This is a genomic window from Cellvibrio sp. KY-YJ-3, from assembly GCF_008806955.1.
Lineage (GTDB): Bacteria > Pseudomonadota > Gammaproteobacteria > Pseudomonadales > Cellvibrionaceae > Cellvibrio.
In genome coordinates this window covers 3,997,913-4,017,031 of sequence record NZ_CP031727.1, presented here as the reverse complement: position 1 = coordinate 4,017,031, position 19,119 = coordinate 3,997,913, and the positions used below count along the sequence as shown (strand labels likewise).

The 19,119-nt window shown below is 48.5% G+C and carries 20 protein-coding genes; 15 read left to right on the top strand and 5 right to left on the bottom strand.

Features of this window, described 5'->3' with window-relative positions; translation table 11 throughout:
- The first annotated feature begins 238 nt into the window (after positions 1-238).
- Positions 239-817 (top strand): tRNA-uridine aminocarboxypropyltransferase, encoded by a 579-nt coding sequence (locus D0B88_RS16985; protein ID WP_370452463.1) that lies wholly within the window; start codon positions 239-241, stop codon positions 815-817.
- Between the two features lie 321 nt (positions 818-1,138).
- Here the strand turns inward: D0B88_RS16985 and D0B88_RS16980 are convergent, their stop codons facing one another.
- Entirely contained in the window at positions 1,139-2,227 is a 1,089-nt protein-coding gene (locus D0B88_RS16980) for a DUF3530 family protein (protein WP_191966464.1), read from the bottom strand.
- 78 nt (positions 2,228-2,305) lie between these two features.
- Here D0B88_RS16980 and rpe point away from each other — a divergent pair, with 78 nt between their 5' ends.
- The 5 genes from rpe (at position 2,306) to trpC (ending at position 7,310) form a co-directional block, all read left to right on the top strand.
- Complete coding sequence (rpe, locus tag D0B88_RS16975) at positions 2,306-2,986, top strand: ribulose-phosphate 3-epimerase (RefSeq protein ID WP_151058630.1); 681 nt, start codon at positions 2,306-2,308, stop codon at positions 2,984-2,986.
- Between the two features lie 310 nt (positions 2,987-3,296).
- On the top strand, positions 3,297-4,790 hold the full coding sequence (trpE, locus tag D0B88_RS16970) for an anthranilate synthase component I (protein WP_007643977.1): 1,494 nt from the start codon (positions 3,297-3,299) through the stop codon (positions 4,788-4,790).
- Positions 4,787-5,368: an aminodeoxychorismate/anthranilate synthase component II gene (locus D0B88_RS16965; RefSeq protein ID WP_151058628.1), complete on the top strand. Its 582-nt coding sequence runs from the start codon at positions 4,787-4,789 to the stop codon at positions 5,366-5,368. The genes trpE and D0B88_RS16965 overlap by 4 nt, the downstream gene beginning before the upstream one ends.
- Positions 5,369-5,452: 84 nt before the next feature.
- Positions 5,453-6,484, top strand: coding sequence for an anthranilate phosphoribosyltransferase (gene trpD / locus D0B88_RS16960; protein WP_040392758.1), 1,032 nt, complete (start codon positions 5,453-5,455; stop codon positions 6,482-6,484).
- A gap of 28 nt (positions 6,485-6,512) precedes the next feature.
- Positions 6,513-7,310 (top strand): indole-3-glycerol phosphate synthase TrpC, encoded by a 798-nt coding sequence (gene trpC / locus D0B88_RS16955; RefSeq protein ID WP_151058627.1) that lies wholly within the window; start codon positions 6,513-6,515, stop codon positions 7,308-7,310.
- Between the two features lie 88 nt (positions 7,311-7,398).
- Here trpC and crp read toward each other — a convergent pair whose 3' ends face one another.
- Positions 7,399-8,034: a cAMP-activated global transcriptional regulator CRP gene (gene crp / locus D0B88_RS16950; protein WP_007643960.1), complete on the bottom strand. Its 636-nt coding sequence runs from the start codon at positions 8,032-8,034 to the stop codon at positions 7,399-7,401.
- Between the two features lie 278 nt (positions 8,035-8,312).
- Here crp and D0B88_RS16945 point away from each other — a divergent pair, with 278 nt between their 5' ends.
- Entirely contained in the window at positions 8,313-8,732 is a 420-nt protein-coding gene (locus D0B88_RS16945) for an OsmC family protein (RefSeq protein WP_007643959.1), read from the top strand.
- 105 nt (positions 8,733-8,837) lie between these two features.
- Here D0B88_RS16945 and coq7 read toward each other — a convergent pair whose 3' ends face one another.
- The gene (gene coq7 / locus D0B88_RS16940; RefSeq protein ID WP_151058625.1) at positions 8,838-9,485 is read right to left on the bottom strand and encodes a 2-polyprenyl-3-methyl-6-methoxy-1,4-benzoquinone monooxygenase; all 648 of its coding nucleotides are present in this window, start codon (positions 9,483-9,485) and stop codon (positions 8,838-8,840) included.
- 164 nt (positions 9,486-9,649) lie between these two features.
- Here coq7 and D0B88_RS16935 point away from each other — a divergent pair, with 164 nt between their 5' ends.
- The 4 genes from D0B88_RS16935 to D0B88_RS16920 are packed head-to-tail and all read left to right on the top strand — an operon-like array spanning position 9,650 to position 13,258.
- Positions 9,650-11,131 carry an AAA family ATPase gene (locus D0B88_RS16935; RefSeq protein ID WP_151058623.1) on the top strand — a complete coding sequence of 494 codons (1,482 nt, stop codon included), beginning with the start codon at positions 9,650-9,652 and terminating at the stop codon, positions 11,129-11,131.
- 11 nt (positions 11,132-11,142) lie between these two features.
- A complete protein-coding gene (gene ampD, locus D0B88_RS16930) occupies positions 11,143-11,703 on the top strand; it encodes a 1,6-anhydro-N-acetylmuramyl-L-alanine amidase AmpD (RefSeq protein WP_151058621.1) in 561 nt (186 codons plus the stop codon).
- 43 nt (positions 11,704-11,746) lie between these two features.
- Positions 11,747-12,724, top strand: a complete 978-nt coding sequence (ampE, locus tag D0B88_RS16925; RefSeq protein ID WP_151058619.1) for a regulatory signaling modulator protein AmpE — start codon at positions 11,747-11,749, stop codon at positions 12,722-12,724.
- Between the two features lie 48 nt (positions 12,725-12,772).
- Complete coding sequence (locus D0B88_RS16920; RefSeq protein WP_007643951.1) at positions 12,773-13,258, top strand: YajQ family cyclic di-GMP-binding protein; 486 nt, start codon at positions 12,773-12,775, stop codon at positions 13,256-13,258.
- A gap of 95 nt (positions 13,259-13,353) precedes the next feature.
- Here D0B88_RS16920 and D0B88_RS16915 read toward each other — a convergent pair whose 3' ends face one another.
- Positions 13,354-14,646, bottom strand: coding sequence for an MFS transporter (locus D0B88_RS16915; RefSeq protein WP_225318429.1), 1,293 nt, complete (start codon positions 14,644-14,646; stop codon positions 13,354-13,356).
- 11 nt (positions 14,647-14,657) lie between these two features.
- Positions 14,658-15,002, bottom strand: coding sequence for an MGMT family protein (locus D0B88_RS16910; protein ID WP_007643947.1), 345 nt, complete (start codon positions 15,000-15,002; stop codon positions 14,658-14,660).
- A gap of 170 nt (positions 15,003-15,172) precedes the next feature.
- On the opposite strand from D0B88_RS16910, the gene D0B88_RS16905 reads away from it, so the two are divergent.
- From D0B88_RS16905 to groL, 4 genes are all read left to right on the top strand, one after another.
- Positions 15,173-16,204 (top strand): DUF481 domain-containing protein, encoded by a 1,032-nt coding sequence (locus tag D0B88_RS16905; protein WP_151058615.1) that lies wholly within the window; start codon positions 15,173-15,175, stop codon positions 16,202-16,204.
- Positions 16,205-16,235: 31 nt separating this feature from the next.
- On the top strand, positions 16,236-16,787 hold the full coding sequence (locus D0B88_RS16900; RefSeq protein WP_151058613.1) for an FxsA family protein: 552 nt from the start codon (positions 16,236-16,238) through the stop codon (positions 16,785-16,787).
- A gap of 317 nt (positions 16,788-17,104) precedes the next feature.
- Positions 17,105-17,395: a co-chaperone GroES gene (locus D0B88_RS16895; RefSeq protein WP_007643943.1), complete on the top strand. Its 291-nt coding sequence runs from the start codon at positions 17,105-17,107 to the stop codon at positions 17,393-17,395.
- 81 nt (positions 17,396-17,476) lie between these two features.
- The gene (gene groL / locus D0B88_RS16890; RefSeq protein WP_151058611.1) at positions 17,477-19,111 is read left to right on the top strand and encodes a chaperonin GroEL; all 1,635 of its coding nucleotides are present in this window, start codon (positions 17,477-17,479) and stop codon (positions 19,109-19,111) included.
- Positions 19,112-19,119 lie beyond the last annotated feature (8 nt).

Sequence of the window (19,119 nt, the reverse complement as noted above, 5' to 3'; positions counted from 1 at the left end):
AGCGCTCTTATTGAGCGCTTTTTTTTCGTCTGTTATTTTTTGGGTAATGCCAGAGTTTTGATTTAACTTGGTTGGAGTGGATGATATGGTGAGTGAATATGCGAATCAATATTTGCATTTGCGTGCACAGCGATTGGCGCGGTCAACCCGTGAATTTCTCGCCAGAGGAAAATCTGTTTTGCGCTGTGAGTCATGTCAGTTGGCGCAATTTGCTTGTATTTGTCCATGGCGCCCGACTATGTCAACAAATTGTGAGTTTTTGCTCCTGATGCACAGTGATGAAATTTTCAAACCTACTAATACCGGGCGGCTTATTGCAGATATTTTGCCGGGTCAAACCCATGTGTTTTGTTGGAGCAGAACTGAGCCTGCTGAAGACTTGTTGGCGCTGTTGAATGATGAGCGTCGGCGTTGTGTTTTGGTATTTCCAGCGGAGGCGGCAAGTTCTGCTTCCAAGCCCCATGAGGTAATTTATACGTTGCCTGAGGATGGCAAAATTACAACGTTTATTCTGTTGGATGGCACCTGGAAGCAAAGTGGCAGAATGTTTCATCTCAGTCGTTGGTTGGATGCTGTGCCCTGTGTCCAGTTGCCGGATGTTCTGGTGCGAGGTTATGCGGTGCGCAAGTCACATCAGGAGCATTATTTGTCAACTGCTGAGGCGGCGGGTCTATGTTTGCAAATGGCGCGCGAACCACGTGTGGCAGATGCACTAATTGATTATTTTCAGTTATTTAACCTCCATTATCTGGCAACTCGTGCGACACAGCCCCCGATTATCGGTGAGTTACATCTGCGTATGCTGAATTACCGATAATGTGTGGTGCTAATATCGCGCAAAAAAGCGCTAATGGCGGCTAACCATTGGCGGCAATATCCTACAAAAAACAGTGAACTTTGCGACTGTTCTGAAATGGTTGCTTGCTGGACAATGGCATCTAACAAGGAGGTCGTCAGGGAAGGTAGGTTGGCCAAGCAGGGTCAAGGGAAGCGCCTAATGCGAGCACTCACTCAATGAGTAGGGAGAGGGAATTACTCGATGTGGACAGGATGTTCGCTATCGAGTGAGTAATGAAAGGCGGTATTGGCGTATGCTGATACCGCTTTTTTATTTCGCGGTATTTCTTTGTCATTCCAATCAATCTTCTTCTTTTTTCAGTTCTACGCCACTAGCCTTTTTCTGCATAAAGCCGCGCACTCGCCCCAATAAAAAACTTTGAAAATCTGTTTCGGTAACGGTTGGCTGATTGTTAAGTTTCAGTTGTTGGTAGTCGTTTAGTTTTTGGCGCATAGCAACCGCCCGGTGAAGATTGCGTGCTGTTTGTTGTTCTGAATAGTCGGCCGCAAAAAATATATCCATTACCGGTAGTTGAGCGTTGTTAAATATACTTTCCAGCTCGGTTTTGGTTAGCGGTTCCTGCTGTTGCAGGTTGGCAATTATGAGAGCCTGAAGTGGGCCATCAATGGTATTTGGATCTTTTGGGTTGTCCTTAATCATCGGCAGTAACTTGCCCAAGCTGTAATAGGCACTGCTGTTGTCAGTAAGTACAACCACATTGAATTGGTTCTTCTGCGATAAATACGTAATGGCGGCATCTATGTAGGCAGAGATCAAAAGTTCGCGGGAAATACTTGCTGAGCTTGAGCTTGAGCTTGAGCTTGATGCGCTTGGTACGGAGTTGTTTTCAGCTGTTTGGTTTGGCTTGTCGTTATCATTCGTTGTGCTGTCGATATTTTCATTGTTGTACTCACTCGACGATGAAGAAGATGGTCTTGCGGGAATTGACATAGGTATTTGTGGTGGCATTGCCAGTGCCAATGTTTCCCATCCGTAGCGTGGCAGGTTTGCGCGTAAATTTTCCAGGGCGGGTGGCCAGTGCTGTGGATCTTCTGCTGCATGGAGCAATATCAATACGCCAAAGGTCGACTTTGCCTCTGTGATTCGATGCAATGCCAGTATTTTTCCGTATTCGGTGTCTAGCCATATGCTTTCGTCTTGCAGGGCATTTGCAATGAGGGTCTTGTCGCGTATGGCACGCGATGCATAAGGCGCTGCTTCCACTGAGGAGTTGCTGGCCTGTGCTTCGACTTGTTGTTCATTGATTTGCTGTTTGTCGCTCTCGGGTTCTTGGCTATAGACATTCGTTATCATAAATATCAGCGTGATGAGCAGCCAGCCACTGTGATTGGCAAAACTAATTGGTTTTTGATTCCGTGCTAATGGCATGGTTTGACCTTGCATGCTGTAGGTTGTCAGGCTTTTCGCCTAGAATGTCGTCCGCTATTGATTCATATCGGGATATTTATGCAGAACTTTAAACGGGATTACAAAATTGCACCTTCAATTCTCTCGGCTGACTTTGCGCGTTTAGGGGCAGAGGTTGATGCTGTGCTTGAAGCAGGCGCTGACTTTATCCATTTTGACGTGATGGATAACCACTATGTGCCCAATTTAACAGTTGGCCCCATGGTGTGTAAGGCACTGCGTAACTATGGTGTAACAGCGCCGATTGATGTGCATTTAATGGTCGAGCCTGTTGATGACCTTATCGTACAGTTTGCTGATGCAGGTGCGACATATATTACCTTTCATCCTGAAGCATCCCGCCATGTGGATCGCTCATTGCAGTTAATTAAAGACAAGGGCTGCAAGGCGGGTTTAGTACTTAATCCTGCCAGTTCTCTTGAGCAGCTTCATTATGTGATGGATAAGCTGGATATGTTGTTGCTGATGTCGGTAAACCCCGGTTTTGGCGGGCAGAAGTTTATTCCCTATGTGCTTGATAAGCTGCGCGCGGCGCGTTCATTAATCGATGCCAGCGGGTACCCGATTCGGTTAGAAGTGGATGGTGGTGTTGGACTTACCAATATTCGTGAGGTGGCGGAGGCGGGTGCAGATACTTTTGTGGCTGGATCTGCGATCTTTAACGCCCCTGACTACCATGCGGTGATTACCGAGATGCGCGCGCAATTAGCGCAGGTTTAATTTCCAGATTCTTGCGTGGAATGAGGGTAGGCACGTGCAGATTAATTCAGTACACTTGCCCTCACGATCAACAGGAATCATCCTCGTGAACAACGCTACTTTCTTCATTACAGAGTGCGCTACCTACCTTGCCGCCCGATGGCGCCGCTAGTTCATCTAGTCGTATGTCATTTTTGCTGATTTACGGCCTGCCTTCTCTCTGTTTGCGTAACGAGCTCCTGTTAATGGAGCTAAGCGCTCAGTAAAAAATCGAATTTCCGATAACGATAAAGTCTTGTCCTCGCTTGGGTGACAAGCAAAAGGTAATCCCATGAACTCCGAACAGTTTGCTCAATTAGCTGCGCAAGGTTACAACCGTATTCCGGTGATGCGCGAAGTCCTTGCCGATTTGGATACACCACTCTCGTCTTACCTCAAACTCGCAGCTGGCCCATACTCTTATTTATTCGAATCTGTACAAGGTGGCGAAAAGTGGGGGCGTTACTCCATGATCGGTTTGCCAGCGCGCACGGTATTGAAAGCGCTGGGCGATAAGATTACGGTCGAGCGTGATGGCCAAGTCATTGAAATCCATGAGTGCGCCGATGCACTTGCTTTTGTGGAAGCCTTTAAAGAGCGTTATCGAGCACCGGAACTGCCTGGCTTACCACGGTTCACCGGTGGTTTGGTCGGTTACTTTGCTTATGATTGCGTGCGTTATGTGGAACCGCATTTAAAAGCGAGTTCGCCCAAAGATGTCATAGGTACACCGGATATTTTATTGAGCGTGTCCGATGAAGTGCTGGTGTTCGATAATCTGGCAGGCAAATTAATTTTTGTGATTCATGCCAATCCCGAAGTGGAAAATGCGTTTGTAAAAGCAAGTGCGCGGTTAGATGAGTTGGAGCAAAAACTGCGCGGCGAAATTCCAGTGACGCCTGATTTATCGCTCGGTAATAATCGCAATAGCGAGCCGCTGTTCACTTCTAATTGTGGCGAAGAAAACTTTCACAATCACGTCAATAAAATTAAAGACTATATTTTGGCGGGCGACACCATGCAGGTGGTTGTATCCCAGCGTATGTCGATTGATTTTGCAGGCGAGCCAATCAATCTCTACCGTGCGCTGCGTAATTTGAATCCGTCGCCCTACATGTATTTTATGGATTTGGGTGATCATCATGTTGTTGGCTCCAGTCCGGAAATTCTCGCCCGTCTTGAAGACGGTGAAGTGACTGTGCGCCCCATTGCCGGAACCCGTCGCCGCGGTCGCACGCTGGAAGAAGATAAAGCGCTGGAAATTGAATTGGTCAATGACCCCAAAGAAATTGCTGAGCATTTAATGCTGATTGATTTGGGGCGCAATGATGTGGGCCGTGTAGCGAAAATCGGCAGTGTGAAACTAACCGATAAGATGGTAGTGGAGCGCTATTCCCATGTAATGCACATCACTTCTAACGTTACTGGAAAACTGAAAGACGGATTGCGGGCAATGGATGTATTGCGTGCGGCACTACCAGCAGGCACATTGAGTGGCGCCCCCAAAATCCGCGCGATGGAAATTATCGACGAATTGGAAACTGAAAAGCGCGGTATTTATGGTGGCGCAGTAGGTTATATCTCCTGGAACGGCAATATGGATACTGCGATTGCTATCCGCACGGCCGTGATTAAAAGCGGCAAGCTCTATGTGCAGGCAGGGGCGGGTGTAGTCGCTGACTCGGTGCCGGCACTGGAGTGGAAAGAAACCATGAACAAAGCGCGTGCTATATTTAAAGCTGTTGATATGGTGGGTGAGTCTGCGGTGAAAGGTGAAACAAAATGATTTTGATGATTGATAACTACGACTCCTTTACCTACAACCTGGTGCAATATTTTGGTGAGCTTGGTGCTGATATCAAAGTGGTGCGCAATGATGAAATTACCGTAGCCGAGATAGCTGTTTTAGCGCCAGAAAAAATCGTCATTTCTCCCGGCCCTTGCACACCCACTGAGGCTGGGATATCGGTTGAAACCATAAAAACTTTTGCGGGTAAAATTCCCTTATTGGGTGTTTGTCTTGGGCACCAGAGCATTGGCCAGGCGTTTGGCGGCAAGGTAATCCGTGCGCCCTATGTGATGCATGGCAAAACTTCGCCTGTGTACCACAGCAATATCGGCGTTTTTAAGGGTTTGAGTAATCCATTTCAAGCAACGCGTTATCACTCGTTGGTTATTGAAAAAGAATCGCTGCCCGATTGTTTGGAAATTACCGCCTGGACCCAAAACGATGACGGCAGCATCGCGGAAATTATGGGTGTTAAACATAAAACTCTGGCTGTGGAAGGGGTACAGTTTCACCCTGAATCCATCTTGACCGAACATGGTCACGATATGCTGCGCAATTTTTTAACGGCATATTAAAATTGAATTTATCGCTCCTGACTTACTGACTACAAAAACAGCGCATTCTTTAAGTCTGTGCTCATTCTAAAAGGGGTAATGGCAATGGATATCAAACAAGCCTTAACAAAACTGGTGGCGCGAATCGATTTGACCACGGAAGAAATGATTTCCGTGATGCGTATTGTGATGACTGGCGGAGCCACGCCCGCCCAAATTGGTGGTTTTTTGGTTGCCCTGCGTATGAAGGGTGAAACCCTGGATGAAATCACCGGCGCGGCTATGGTTATGCGCGAGTTGGCAACACCGGTAGATATTAATGTCGATTTCCTGGTTGATACCTGTGGCACTGGCGGTGATGGAGCCAATTTATTCAACGTCTCAACCGCGAGTGCATTTGTAGTGGCGGCAGCGGGTGGTCGCGTGGCTAAGCATGGCAATCGTTCGGTATCCAGCTCCACCGGTAGTGCTGATGTATTGGAGGCAGCAGGCATTAAATTGGATATTACTGCCGAGCAAGTTGCGCGCTGCGTGCGTGAAATTGGTGTGGGTTTTATGTTCGCGCCTGCTCATCACAGCGCAATGCGTCATGCCATTGGTCCGCGCAAAGAACTGGGAATGCGCACTATTTTTAATATGCTCGGCCCAATGACAAATCCTGCCAATGTAAAGCGTCAGGTAATTGGTGTATTCAATGGCGAGCTTTGCAAACCTATGGCGGAAGTGTTGGGTCGTTTAGGCAGCGAGCATGTGATGGTGGTGCATGCTAAAGATGGCTTGGATGAGATTAGCCTTGCTACCGAAACCCAAATCGCCGAATTAAAAAATGGCGAGATTCGTGAGTACATTATTAAGCCGGAAGATTTTGGTATGCAGTCCAAAAGTTTGATTGGCTTAAGTGTGAGCAATGCTGAAGATTCACTCCTGTTGATCCGCGATGCGCTGGGTAATCGGCGCGGCCAATATGCTGAAAAAGCGGCGGATATCATTGCGCTCAATGCCGGCGCGGCGATTTATGTTAGCGGTGTGGCGAGCAGCTTGTCGGATGGCGTGGAAATGGCGCGCGATGCGATTGGCAGCAGTTTGGCTGGCGAAAAGATCCGTGAGCTCGCTGCTTTTACCCAATATTTGCAATAACCTTATCGATTGTCTCTGGAAATTATTCATGTCCGACACACCAACCGTACTACGTAAAATTATTGCGCGAAAGTGGGAAGAAATTGCGGAGCGCAAAGCGCAGGTTTCACTGGAGCAATTAAAGGCAAAGGCTGCATTACAAGCGCCTGCGCGTGGTTTTGTAAAAGCGATCGAAAGCAAAATCGCACAAGGCAAAGCCGGTGTGATTGCAGAAATTAAAAAAGCATCACCTAGTAAAGGTGTGATTCGCGAGCACTTTGTGCCCGCCGAACTCGCTCGTTCCTATGAGCAGGGCGGTGCTGCCTGTTTGTCGATCTTAACCGATGTGGATTTTTTCCAAGGGGCTGATGAATATTTGCAACAAGCTCGCGCTGCAGTGAGTTTGCCCGTGATTCGTAAAGACTTCCTGGTGGATGAGTACCAGATCTACGAAGCCAGAGCCATGGGTGCAGATTGCGTATTGTTGATTGTTGCAGCGCTCACTCCTGAGAAGTTAACAGAGCTTAATACGCTGGCACAATCAATCGGGTTGGATGTCTTGGTGGAAGTCCACGATGAAGCCGAGCTGGATGTCGCGCTGGAATTGCCGAATAAATTAATCGGTATTAACAACCGCAATTTGCATACCTTTGATGTAACACTGGAAACGACATATAAGTTGCTGGATAAAATCGGTAGCGACCGTATCGTGGTAACAGAAAGCGGAATTCTCGCTCCAGCCGATGTACAGGCTATGCGCTGCAAGAATGTAAATGCATTTTTGGTGGGTGAGGCATTTATGCGTGCGGATGAGCCGGGTGTAGCACTTGCGGAGTTTTTCGCTTAACTGCATTACATTGATTGGCCGATTTTCCGGTAGTAGAAAAAACAAAGCCCGCATTCAGCGGGCTTTGTTTTTTAGCTAAGCAAAAGTATTAGCGAGTACCGTAAACCACCATGGTTTTGCCTTTCACCATCACCAAGCCTTGTTCTTCTAAGGTCTTGAGTACGCGGCCAACCATTTCGCGCGAACAGCCCACTATGCGACCAATTTCCTGACGCGTGATTTTAATTTGCATGCCGTCGGGGTGGGTCATTGCGTCTGGTTCCTTACACAGCTCCAGCAGCGTACGTGCAACGCGACCGGTTACATCCAAAAATGCTAAATCGCCCACTTTACGCGTAGTTGCGCGCAAGCGGCGCGCCATTTGGCTGCCAAGTGCAAACAAAAACTCAGGATGGTCTTCAGAAATCTCCTGAAATTTGGCATAGCTGATTTCAGCGACTTCACATTCCGATTTTGCACGCACCCAAGCGCTGCGGGAGTCTTTGTCATCGAACAACCCCATTTCGCCAAAAAAGTCACCGTCATTGAGATAGGCAACGATCATTTCGTGGCCCTCATCGTCTTCAATCAGTACGGTCACTGAACCTTTGACTATGTAGTAGAGCGAGTCGCTTTTGTCGCCGGCGTAGATAATAGTACTCTTGGCTGGATAACGACGGCGATGACAATGAACCAGAAATTCTTCCACATTCTTAATGTGCGGTGTGAGTGAGACAGCGACCAAGGTGTGGCTCCAATGATAAAAGGTAATAATTAGTTAGTATTTATATCACTATTTCGGATATAAAATTTATTATGACACAGGCTTAAAGTACAGCTAGAGATATGCCAAAACAACCTTAAAATTTGTGATGCAGTTATAAGCTCAGACAAATGAATTGTCTACAAAAAAACGCTAAATCTGTGCTGTACGTTGATTTTCGTGACATTTTCGATTTCTATGGTCGCTGTGTTACGCTAAGCGCCTATTTTTAAACACGATTTTTCTGGCGGTACAATCCTATGCAAGCAGTAGTTAAGTGGGTAGATGGTGCTCAATTTTTAGGTGAGTCAGGTAGTGGTCACGCAGTATTAATGGATGGTCCTCCCGATCACGGTGGACGTAATACCGGTGTGCGCCCAATGGAAATGTTGTTGATTGGCTTGGGTGGCTGCTCTTCGTTCGATGTGATGAGTATTCTCACCAAAGCGCGTCAGCAAGTCACCGACTGCCGTTGTGAACTGGAAGCCGAGCGTGCTGAGGGCGTTCCTTCACCCTTTACCAAAATTCATATGAAGTTTTTGGTGACAGGAAAAGAGCTTAAAGAAGCGCAAGTGAAACGTGCGGTTGAGTTATCGGCGACCAAATATTGCTCTGCTTCTATCATGTTGGAAGCGGGGGGCGTGGAAATTACCCATTCCTATGAGATTCGTGAGGCCTGATTTTCTTCCGCACTGCGGCTCTGAAATCAAAAAACAACAATGCCCGCTTAGTGCGGGCATTGTTGTTTTTGACAGGGTGGTAGAGGAGCTTTGTTTGATAGGCAGCTAAATGCGATAGCTGGTGCTGGTCATCAGTTTGGATACCAGTGTCATCACTCCTTTTACCGGCGCCGGGAAACGATAACCGCCAGCGCTGAGTGCCATATCGGCATGGCGCGCTTCATCTTCCAGCATTTGTTCTACTACTGCTCGGCTGCGCAGATCTTCCTGCGGTAGCTCGGCTAAGTGATGTTGCAGATGCTTACAAACCTGATCTTCCGTTGCGGCGACAAAGCCTAAACTCACCTTGTCGCTGACCAAACCTGCACCTGCGCCAATCATGAATGAGAGGCCGTACCATACTGGATTTAAATAACTGGTATGGCTACCTAAAGCGTCGATACGTTGCTGGCACCAGACTAAATGATCAATTTCCTCGGCGGCAGCATGCTCCATTTCAGCGCGCACATGGGGCAGCTTGGCGGTGAGAGCTTGCCCTTGATAGAGCGCTTGGGCGCAGACTTCACCGGTGTGATTTACGCGCATCAGTGCTGCAGATTTTTTTCGCTCGGCCTCTGATAGCGCCGCTTCATTCAGGGGTTGTGCCGGTGATGGGCGCTCGCATGACATGTCACTTCCGGCTGCGAGAGTGCGTAGGGCGCGGTCGGCATTAATAATCAGGTTGTCGATGAAACTGTGTCTAATCTGGGGCATGGTGCGTCACCTTGAAACAATAATAAGGCTATTTAAACAGAAATCGTCCGGCTCGGCACTTATGCCTTGGTGCATTTGTTTGCGTTGCATCAAACCATTGCAAGCCGGCATGTCGCACTGCATGCTTGCGCCTTGAATTCATTTCCTGCTCGAAGGAGACAAGCGTGCAAGATGTAAACGAAATAAAACTGCTGTTGGATGCCCGTATCCCATTGGTAGTGATAGAAACCTTCGAAGAGAAAAAAGCACTGGATGTATTGCTGAAAGTAGCAAATACCCAGGGCAAAGATTTGCATCGCTGGTCGCTCACCGATGGTTTGGCTCGTTTGAGTTTTGGCCCGCAGTTGGTGCCCAAGGCCAGCGCGTTAAATGACCCTGAGGAAATGCTGCGTCATATCAAGCAATTGCACCAGCCCGCTATGTTCGCCTTGTGCGATTTGCATCCATTTCTGGCGGATAACGCGCAAGTGGTGCGCCTGCTAAAAGATATCGCGCTCAATCATTTTGCGGTGCCCCATACGCTGGTACTGCTGAGCTATCAACTGCGCTTGCCGCCGGAGTTGTCACGCTACAGTGCGTCCTATGCATTGACGTTGCCGAGTGACGACAAAATTATGGAGATCATTCGAGAGGAAGCCAAAGACTGGTCGGATCGCCACGCGGGTGCGCGGGTGAAAACCGATAATATCACCCTCAAAAAAGTGGTGAACAATCTGCAGGGCATGAGTATCAGTGATGTGCGTCGTCTCGTGCGCAGCGCGATTTGGAATGATGGTTCGCTCAATGAAGACGACTTGCCCAAAATCAATAAATCCAAATTTGCGCTACTGGATATGGAGGGCGTGGTCAGCTTTGAGCAGCAGACGGAGGATTTCTCCAATGTCGGCGGTTTACAGAACCTAAAGCGCTGGCTACTCACGCGACGCGGCGCCTTTAATGATGAAGATTCCAAACTTGATCGCCCTAAGGGCATTTTGCTACTCGGTATACAGGGTGGTGGTAAAAGTCTCGCCGCCAAAGCTGTAGCGGGGCTTTGGGGGTTGCCATTAATGCGTATGGATGTTGGTGCGCTCTACAATAAATTTCACGGAGAAACCGAGCGCAACCTACGCGAGGCGCTCAAATTGGCGGATGCCATGTCGCCCTGTGTGCTCTGGTTGGATGAAATTGAAAAAGGCATGGCGCAAGACGGCAACGATAATGGCGTGTCGCAACGTTTATTGGGCACATTATTGACCTGGATGGCAGAGCGTCGTTCGCGGGTGTTTATTGTTGCCACCAGTAATGATATTTCGCGTTTACCGCCGGAGTTGATCCGCAAAGGTCGGTTGGATGAAATCTTTTTCGTGGATTTGCCAGAGGCAGCCGTGCGGCAGGATATTTTTTCTATTCACTTGCGCAAACGCGGCTGCGACCCACAGCAATTTGATTTGCTGCGTTTGGCGGATGCGAGTGACGGTTTCTCCGGTTCAGAAATTGAGCAGGCGATTATCGCGGCGCTTTATTCTGCAGCCGCAGAAGCGCGGGCGCTGACCACTGATATTTTGTTAGGTGAAATCGCGGCTACTAGCCCCTTGTCGGTGGTCATGGCTGAGCAGATTTCACAATTGCGGCGCTGGGCGGAAGATCGCACCATTCCCGCATAAACAGGTGCATCATGACGATAAATAATGCTTTTGAGATTTGCGATGGTTGGCTAAGTGGTGCCCGCATTTGTCCATCGCCCAATATTAATGAGCGACCGGAGACGGCGGATATCAGTTTGCTCGTGGTGCACAATATCAGTTTGCCGCCGGGTGAATTTGGGGGTGGTTATGTGCAGGCATTTTTTCAAAATAAGCTCGATGCGAATGAACATCCTTATTTTTCGACTATTGCTGGTTTAGCGGTTTCTGCACATTTATTTATTGAGCGCGATGGTGCAATTACCCAATTTGCCCCATTTACTGCGCGCGCCTGGCACGCGGGTGCCTCCAGTTTTGACGGGGTTCCCAACTGTAATGATTACAGTATTGGCATAGAGCTGGAGGGCACCGATGAGCTGCCTTACAGCGATGCCCAATATCGCGCGCTGGAGAAAGTTACTCGCCAGTTGATGCTGACTTATCCTAAACTAACGCCTGAGCGCATCACTGGTCATGAGCATATAGCGCCCGGACGCAAGACCGACCCGGGCCCCGCCTTTGATTGGCAGCGTTTTCGCAGAGCGCTTGAATAAAGCCCTCGCTTCACATTTATTGACCGATGAGTGATAAAACACAATGATTTTTCTCAGCTTGGTTGTTGTTCTTGCAATCGTTTACTGGCTCGGCTCTGCCAGCTTCATTCATTACGATGGCTGGTTTAAATGGCTAATCAACCGCCTGCAAAAAATCCCCGGATTTTCCGCATCGCCCATTCCTCCGCTACTCTTGGCGCTGCTAATTCCATTGGTAGCGTTGATATTTATTTTCTTGCTGATCAATGAATTTGCAGGTAAACACTGGTTGTTTTTCCTCTATGTGCCGGTGTTGTTGTATAGCTTGGGGCGCGGCAACATTTTGGTTGATGCACGCGAATATATTGCACTTGCAACACGGGGTGATGGTGTGGCGGCGGCGCAGTTGATTGATCGTCTACGCGGCAATACTCCGGCGGATCATAACAGCGCTGAAGTTTCAGATTGGCGCGAATTGCATACGGAGGCATTGAAGGTCATTGCCTATCGCGGGTTTGAGCGCAGTTTTGCTGTACTTTTCTGGTTTTTTATCGCGGGACCATTTGGTGCTTTGCTCTATCGTTTAAGTGTGCTCTATCGCGATTTTTCGCCACTGGAAAGTGATGCTTTCGGTACAGCGAGCAAGTGGTTGTGGTTACTTGAACTGCCGGCGGTACGTTTAATGGGCGTAACCTGGGCGTTTGTTGGTAATTTTGAAACCTGCCCTTTGCGCAAAAATTTATTGGATACCCAAAGTCCATCCGACTATGTCTTGAATGAATGTTTGCGCGGTGCACTGGGTGCCCCAACGGACTGCTCAACAGCGGCTATGGCACAAATGAACAGTGAAGAAAAAGCCGAAATGGAAGAGGAAATGGCGGAAGAGACGCAGGATATTATCGAGGATCTTACTGGCGACGTAATCACCACCCATACCGAGCCCGCTTATTCTTTTGCCTTGGTGAAATCGAGCTTACCGCTCTATTCGCGTTCGCTATTGTTCTGGATTTGTGCGATTGCGTTTGCAACGCTGGTTGTGTGACCGTTGTTGGTTTATTAATGATTTAATTTTGTATGGAAGAGGTTAGTTATGCCGTCATTTGATGTGGTTTCCGAAGTTGATAAACATGCGCTTACCAACGCGGTGGATCAGGCAAGTAAAGTGATTACTAGTCGCTATGATTTCAAGGGTGTCGATGCCAAGTTTGATCGCAAAGAATATGAAATTACGATTACGGCGGATAATGAATATCAGCTTGATGCAATGTTGGATTCTCTGCGCAGTGCTTTGCACAAAAATGGTATCGGGGTTTCATGTTTGGAAGTTAAGCCGGTTAAAACCTCAGGCAAGCAAGTAAAAAAAGATATTGTGGTGCGCACTGGCGTGGAAACTGAATTGGCGAAAAAAATTGTGCGCATGGTTAAAGATGGCAAGCTAAAAGTGCAGGCTTCTATTCAGGGCGATCAAGTGCGTATTACCGGCAAGAAGCGCGACGACCTGCAAGAGGCAATAGCCATGTTGCGTGCTGCAGAAGATATAGATATGCCATTGCAGTTTGAAAACTTCAGGGACTAGCTTCATAGAACTAAAATGTTTTCGAAAAACATTGTTTGTAAACTGAAAGGCCGCCGGAGAAATCCGGCGGCCTTTTTATTGCTGTATGCCCTGATTTACTGCTGGTTATCGTCTTTGATGCGATGCCATATCCACGCAAGCAGTAGCAGGGTAGGTACGACCGAAAAAGTACTCAGGATAAAAAAGGCGGAATAGCTGCTGGCTTCCACGATATAGCCTGACAAACCGCCAATAAATTTACCCGGTAAATGTGCGAGAGAAACGAGTAACGCATACTGCGTTGCCGTGAAGTTGCGATTTGTGAGGCTCGACATAAACGCGACTAACACAACACCCGCAAAGCCTTGCGATAAATTGTCGGCACTGATCGTGGCAAAGAAAGCCCAGCTTTGGCCGGGGTTGTAAGCCATCAATAGATAAGTGATGTTAGAAATAGATACCGCAAGTGCCGCTACCACTAGCATTGAGCGCAAACTAAATGCGGCTATACAAATCCCACCCAGAAATGCGCCTGCGATACCAATCCAAACACCGTAAATTTTTGAGACTGTCGCTATATCGGCTTTGGTGTAGCCCGAGTCTAAATAAAATGGCCCGGCCAAGACGCCAATCATTTGATCCGGTAGTTTGAATAGCCCGACGAACGCTAATAAAGCCAATCCGAGCCAAATTCCGTTGCGCGAGAAAAACTCCTGAAACGGTTTTATAAATGCATCCCACAAACGAATTTCGCGCACAATTAATTCCTGTGCAGCCGGTTCTTTGGATAAAAGCCCTGCAAAGAGCGGCAGCAAAACACAGGCGGCCATTATTAAATAAGCAACCGTCCAACCAGTGAGTTCTGCTAAATACAATGCGATGGCGCCTGATAAAATCAACCCGAAGCGATAGCCCAAAATATAGGTTGCCGCGAGCGCCGCTTGCGATTCCACCGGAGCTACTTCAATGCGATAAGCATCAACCACTATGTCTTGTGTAGCGCCGGCAAACGCAACTAGTCCCGCCAGTACAACAAATAATAGTAGCGACGATTGCGGGCCCATTAGTGCCATGCCCGCGAGCGCACCCATTAGCAGTAATTGCGACAGCGCGAGCCAACCTTTTCGGCGCCCTAAAAATGGCAGCGGGTAGCGGTCAACCAAGGGGGCCCACAAAAATTTCAGCACGTAAAAAAAACTGGCATAACTGATCAGGCCAATCACACTCAGTGCTACACCCGTATCGCGCAACCAGGTGGAGAGCGTGGCGCCCACCAATAAAAACGGTAAGCCCGAGCCAAAACCCAAAAACAGCATAGTGAGTGCCGAGGGCGTAGCAAAGGCGCGTTTGATACCGCGCCAGCCTTTGTAATTGGTATTACTGGAACTGCTTTGTTGGGGTGAATTCATAGGGCGGGTGTTCATTTTTTGTGAGTGTTTGAGCGGGTTGGCTCAGCATTGTAACTGTAAATCCGCAGATTAATTTTCCCTCGCTCAAATATCACGCCCTCTGCTTCTAACCGCGTCTGTTGCATGTTTCGTGCGGGGGAATTTTCCGGTAGTGAAATTCGCCCCTGGGCATTTATAACCCTGTGCCAGGGCAGGGCGGTGTTCTCGCTCAAACCTGCCATGAGTGTACCTGCAAGACGAGCGGCGCCAGGCAAGCCTGCGAGCCTGGCCAATTCGCCATAAGTCACCACTTTTCCGGCGGGAATGGTCATTAATGCAAGGTAGATGGCTTCCTTGTGTTGGCTGGAATTACTCATGGGGCGTAGTTGGCTCGCTATTTTGCTCAAGTGAATATTGAATTTACATCAATAAACCCGAGGAAACTTAAGTTAACACTATTAACATTTCTGGCATTGCAGTGCTGGTGTGGCGTCACTTTAATGATAATTAGCCGTCCAATAAACCATTCCTTGTAAAAGGTCTCGCTGTGAAAAAAACCACATCACTTATTGTTTTGCTGTTGTTGCTGCAGGTTGATGTTGCCCTTGCCGGCGTTGTTGAGCTACTCAACGGCGACCGATTGGAAGGCGAGTTAGTGAGTATTGATGAGGAGCATCTGCTGTGGCGTTCCACCAACTTTGGCGAGCAGCAGATTAAAAAGACCAATATCAAAAATATCCAGAGCGACGTTGCATTAAAAATCAATGGCAACAAGTTACCTTGTCATTTGCAACCAATGGATGCGGAGTTTTTGCGTTATCACTGTGGTGATCCCAACCGCATCAAGCGTGCATCTCTGCTACGCATAAAAACACTCATGCCTTATGAAGAGTTTAAAAAAGGCAGCTATACCCATCAGGGGCGGATCAACCTGTGGGGGGCATACTCGCGCGGTAATGAAGTGCGAGATGAATGGAATGCCCAAGGGGAATTCAGTCTGCGCCGCAACGATTTTCGCCACCTGTTTGGCGGCGAGTTCTCGCGGGCCTCATGGAACTACTCGCGCCCCCAAAAGCGCTGGAATAGCCGTTACGCCCTGGATTGGTTTTTTGGGGAGCATTGGTTTTGGTACAACAGTGTGCTTGCCGGTGCCGACCCACAGCGGGGCATGCGTACCTACCAGCGCTTTGGTTCTGGCACGGGCTATCAGTTCTTTGATAACAAAACGATGGCGTTATCACTGAGGTCGGGTTTAGCGTTGCATCAGGAATCCTACCAATTACCTGCCGATTTGGTGGGCGACTATGCCCTTGAGGATGACTTTATGGCCTTGGGCATGGCGCTGGATTTTCGTTACAACCTTCCTTGGGGGGTTGGTTTTTTTCACAATAACGAACTGCTGCAGTCGACCGAACAAGACCCTAACCTACAGTTAAAAACCTCGACCGGCCTAAGTTCCAAGATTCTTGAGCGGATTTATTCTGAATTTAAAATTGATTACTGGTTGGATACCGATCCGCAACCCACCCGTCAGGACAAGGACACGCGAATGTCGCTGGGGGTGAGTTACAAGTGGTAAACTGCCCGGCCTTGTGTATTGGAAATCTGTTATGCGTCTGCCACTGCTAATTCTGTTACTGCCCATTATCGAACTCTGGTTGATGATTGAAATCGGCAGTGAAGTGGGCGCTTTGGCAGTGATTGGCTGGTTGGCATTGATGATCGTACTTGGTGTGAACCTGCTTCGCTACCTGGGAGCCTCCAGCATGCTGCGCACCGCGCAAAACATGCGAATGGAGGGCGAGTTGCCCGCGCAGGCGTTGGCCGGCAATCTGTTTAAAGCGGTGGGTGCAGTGCTGTTGATAATCCCTGGTTTCCTCACCGATCTTTTGGCGGTGCTCTGTTTTATTCCGCTGGTTCGGCAGTTGCTGTTAAAACGTTGGTTGGCCAAAATGGCGATGCGCGCCTCGGCAAGTGGCTTTTACACGGCGGGTTTTACCTCGGCAGGTTTTAAGCGTGACGCCACTGCTGCTGGGCGGGGCACTGTCTATGAGCATCAAGGGCCTGCTGCCCGCGATGATGAGAGCGACCCCAAACACCAAGGTCTATTGATCGATCAGCCAGCCGAAGCATCACCTGACGATAAGCGTCCCTCTAACTAATACAGCTCCCTGCTAAATAACCTTTCGCTCAATAGGGCCAAAGATGCCCTGATTTCTGCCGTAAATGAAAGAAACCACTTTTATTGCAAGATTTTTTGCCCCCTCAGGTTGAAATCCCCATTGCTAACCCCACATAGGTTTCACCGCTTTATTGGCTACCGGTTTCCGGGTTGATCCTGTAGATCGGTGGCCTTACTGATGGGCCTTGAAACCTTCAAGACCATCCCTATATGTCATCAAGCCTGAGCCATGCGCTCTTGTGATCAAGAGTCTGGCTCTTCGCTCGTTTAACCTGTTTGTTTAGGAGACAAATGTTCATGAAAATTCGTCCGTTACACGATCGCGTTGTTATTCGTCGCAAAGAAGAAGAAACCAAAACTGCCGGTGGCATCATTTTGTCTGGCGCTGCGAAAGAAAAGCCTAATCAAGGCGAAGTGGTTGCTGTAGGTAATGGCCGCGTACTGGCGAGCGGTGAGCTGCGCCCATTGGATGTAAAAGTAGGTGACGTAGTGGTATTCGGTAAATATGCCGGTAGCGACACTATCACTATTGATGGCGAAGAGTTGGTTATCCTCAACGAGTCAGATATCAAAGCCGTATTGGTGTAAACCAGACGCTGCAAAAATGTAAGGTGAGGTCGCATTGCGTCGATCTCCTTGGGTTAACAAAAGTTTGTAGGAATTGAAAATATGTCAGCTAAAGAAGTGAAATTTGGTGATAACGCACGTCAACGCATGTTGGCCGGTGTAAACATTCTGGCCGATGCAGTTAAAGCGACGCTTGGCCCTAAAGGCCGCAACGTGGTGTTGGAGAAGTCCTTCGGTGCTCCCACCATCACTAAAGACGGCGTATCAGTTGCCAAAGAAATCAGCCTGAAAGACAAGTTTGAAAATATGGGTGCACAAATGTTGAAAGAAGTAGCTTCTCGCGCTTCTGACGACGCCGGTGACGGTACCACCACCGCTACTGTATTGGCACAAGCTATTGTGAACGAAGGTTTGAAATCTGTTGCGGCGGGTATGAACCCAATGGATTTGAAGCGCGGGATCGACAAAGCAATCACTGCTGCAGTTGCTCACGTTAAATCTATCGCCCAGCCATGCGTTGATACCAAGTCTATCTCTCAAGTCGGTAGCATCTCTGCTAACAGCGATACTTCTGTGGGTGAGTTGATTGCTGAAGCAATGGAAAAAGTAGGTAAAGAAGGTGTGATCACCGTTGAAGAAGGCACCAGCCTCGACAACGAGTTGGACGTAGTAGAAGGTATGCAGTTTGACCGTGGCTACTTGTCTCCTTACTTCATCAACAACCAGGACAACATGAGCGTTGAGCACGATCATCCGTTCATCCTGTTGGTTGACAAAAAAATCTCCAACATCCGCGAATTGCTGCCCGTGCTGGAAGGCGTTGCCAAGTCAGGCAAGCCACTGGTAATCGTTGCTGAAGACGTTGAAGGCGAAGCGTTGGCAACTTTAGTCGTGAACAACATTCGCGGTATCGTGAAAGTAGCTGCTGTTAAGGCACCTGGTTTCGGTGACCGCCGTAAAGCTATGTTGCAAGACATCGCTGTATTGACCGGCGGTACTGTGATTTCAGAAGAAGTTGGTCTGGATTTGGAAAGCGCTACCATCGAGCACTTGGGTACTGCAAAACGCGTAACCATGAACAAAGACAACACCGTAATTGTTGACGGTGCTGGTAACGCGGATGAAATCAAATCACGCGTTCAACAAATTCGCGTACAAATCGAAGAAACTTCTTCTGACTACGACCGTGAAAAACTGCAAGAGCGCGTAGCAAAATTGGCTGGCGGTGTTGCGGTAATTAAAGTGGGCGCAGCGACTGAAGTTGAAATGAAAGAGAAAAAAGCACGCGTTGAAGATGCTCTGCATGCAACTCGTGCAGCGGTAGAAGAAGGCGTGGTTCCCGGCGGTGGTACTGCACTGATCCGTGCTGTTGCGGCTATCGCTGACCTGAAAGGTGACAACGAAGATCAAAATGCCGGTATCGGTATTGCTCGTCGTGCAATGGAAGCTCCACTGCGTCAAATCGTTGCCAACGCCGGTGATGAGCCGTCTGTTGTTGCCGACCAGGTGAAGAAAGGTACTGGTAACTACGGTTACAACGCCGCGACTGGTGTATACGGCGATATGCTGGAAATGGGTATTCTCGACCCAGCCAAAGTAACCCGTTCAGCCTTGCAAGCTGCTGGTTCTATCGCTGGTTTGATGATCACTACCGAAGCAATGGTTGCTGATTTGCCAGAAGATAAACCTGCTGCACCAGACATGGGCGGTATGGGTGGTATGGGCGGTATGATGTAAATCGACCC

Bases quoted from the DNA above. Each gene is read 5' to 3' on its own strand.
- D0B88_RS16965 (WP_151058628.1), top strand. From the start codon at position 4,787: ATGATTTTGATGATTGATAACTACGACTCCTTTACCTACAACCTGGTG.
- ampE (WP_151058619.1), top strand. From the start codon at position 11,747: ATGATTTTTCTCAGCTTGGTTGTTGTTCTTGCAATCGTTTACTGGCTC.
- trpD (WP_040392758.1), top strand. From the start codon at position 5,453: ATGGATATCAAACAAGCCTTAACAAAACTGGTGGCGCGAATCGATTTG.
- groL (WP_151058611.1), top strand. From the start codon at position 17,477: ATGTCAGCTAAAGAAGTGAAATTTGGTGATAACGCACGTCAACGCATG.
- D0B88_RS16915 (WP_225318429.1), bottom strand. From the start codon at position 14,646: ATGAATTCACCCCAACAAAGCAGTTCCAGTAATACCAATTACAAAGGC.
- D0B88_RS16980 (WP_191966464.1), bottom strand. From the start codon at position 2,227: ATGCCATTAGCACGGAATCAAAAACCAATTAGTTTTGCCAATCACAGT.
- D0B88_RS16895 (WP_007643943.1), top strand. From the start codon at position 17,105: ATGAAAATTCGTCCGTTACACGATCGCGTTGTTATTCGTCGCAAAGAA.
- trpE (WP_007643977.1), top strand. From the start codon at position 3,297: ATGAACTCCGAACAGTTTGCTCAATTAGCTGCGCAAGGTTACAACCGT.
- coq7 (WP_151058625.1), bottom strand. From the start codon at position 9,485: ATGCCCCAGATTAGACACAGTTTCATCGACAACCTGATTATTAATGCC.
- D0B88_RS16900 (WP_151058613.1), top strand. From the start codon at position 16,236: ATGCGTCTGCCACTGCTAATTCTGTTACTGCCCATTATCGAACTCTGG.
- D0B88_RS16945 (WP_007643959.1), top strand. From the start codon at position 8,313: ATGCAAGCAGTAGTTAAGTGGGTAGATGGTGCTCAATTTTTAGGTGAG.
- D0B88_RS16985 (WP_370452463.1), top strand. From the start codon at position 239: ATGTCAACAAATTGTGAGTTTTTGCTCCTGATGCACAGTGATGAAATT.
- D0B88_RS16910 (WP_007643947.1), bottom strand. From the start codon at position 15,002: ATGAGTAATTCCAGCCAACACAAGGAAGCCATCTACCTTGCATTAATG.
- rpe (WP_151058630.1), top strand. From the start codon at position 2,306: ATGCAGAACTTTAAACGGGATTACAAAATTGCACCTTCAATTCTCTCG.
- trpC (WP_151058627.1), top strand. From the start codon at position 6,513: ATGTCCGACACACCAACCGTACTACGTAAAATTATTGCGCGAAAGTGG.
- D0B88_RS16920 (WP_007643951.1), top strand. From the start codon at position 12,773: ATGCCGTCATTTGATGTGGTTTCCGAAGTTGATAAACATGCGCTTACC.
- ampD (WP_151058621.1), top strand. From the start codon at position 11,143: ATGACGATAAATAATGCTTTTGAGATTTGCGATGGTTGGCTAAGTGGT.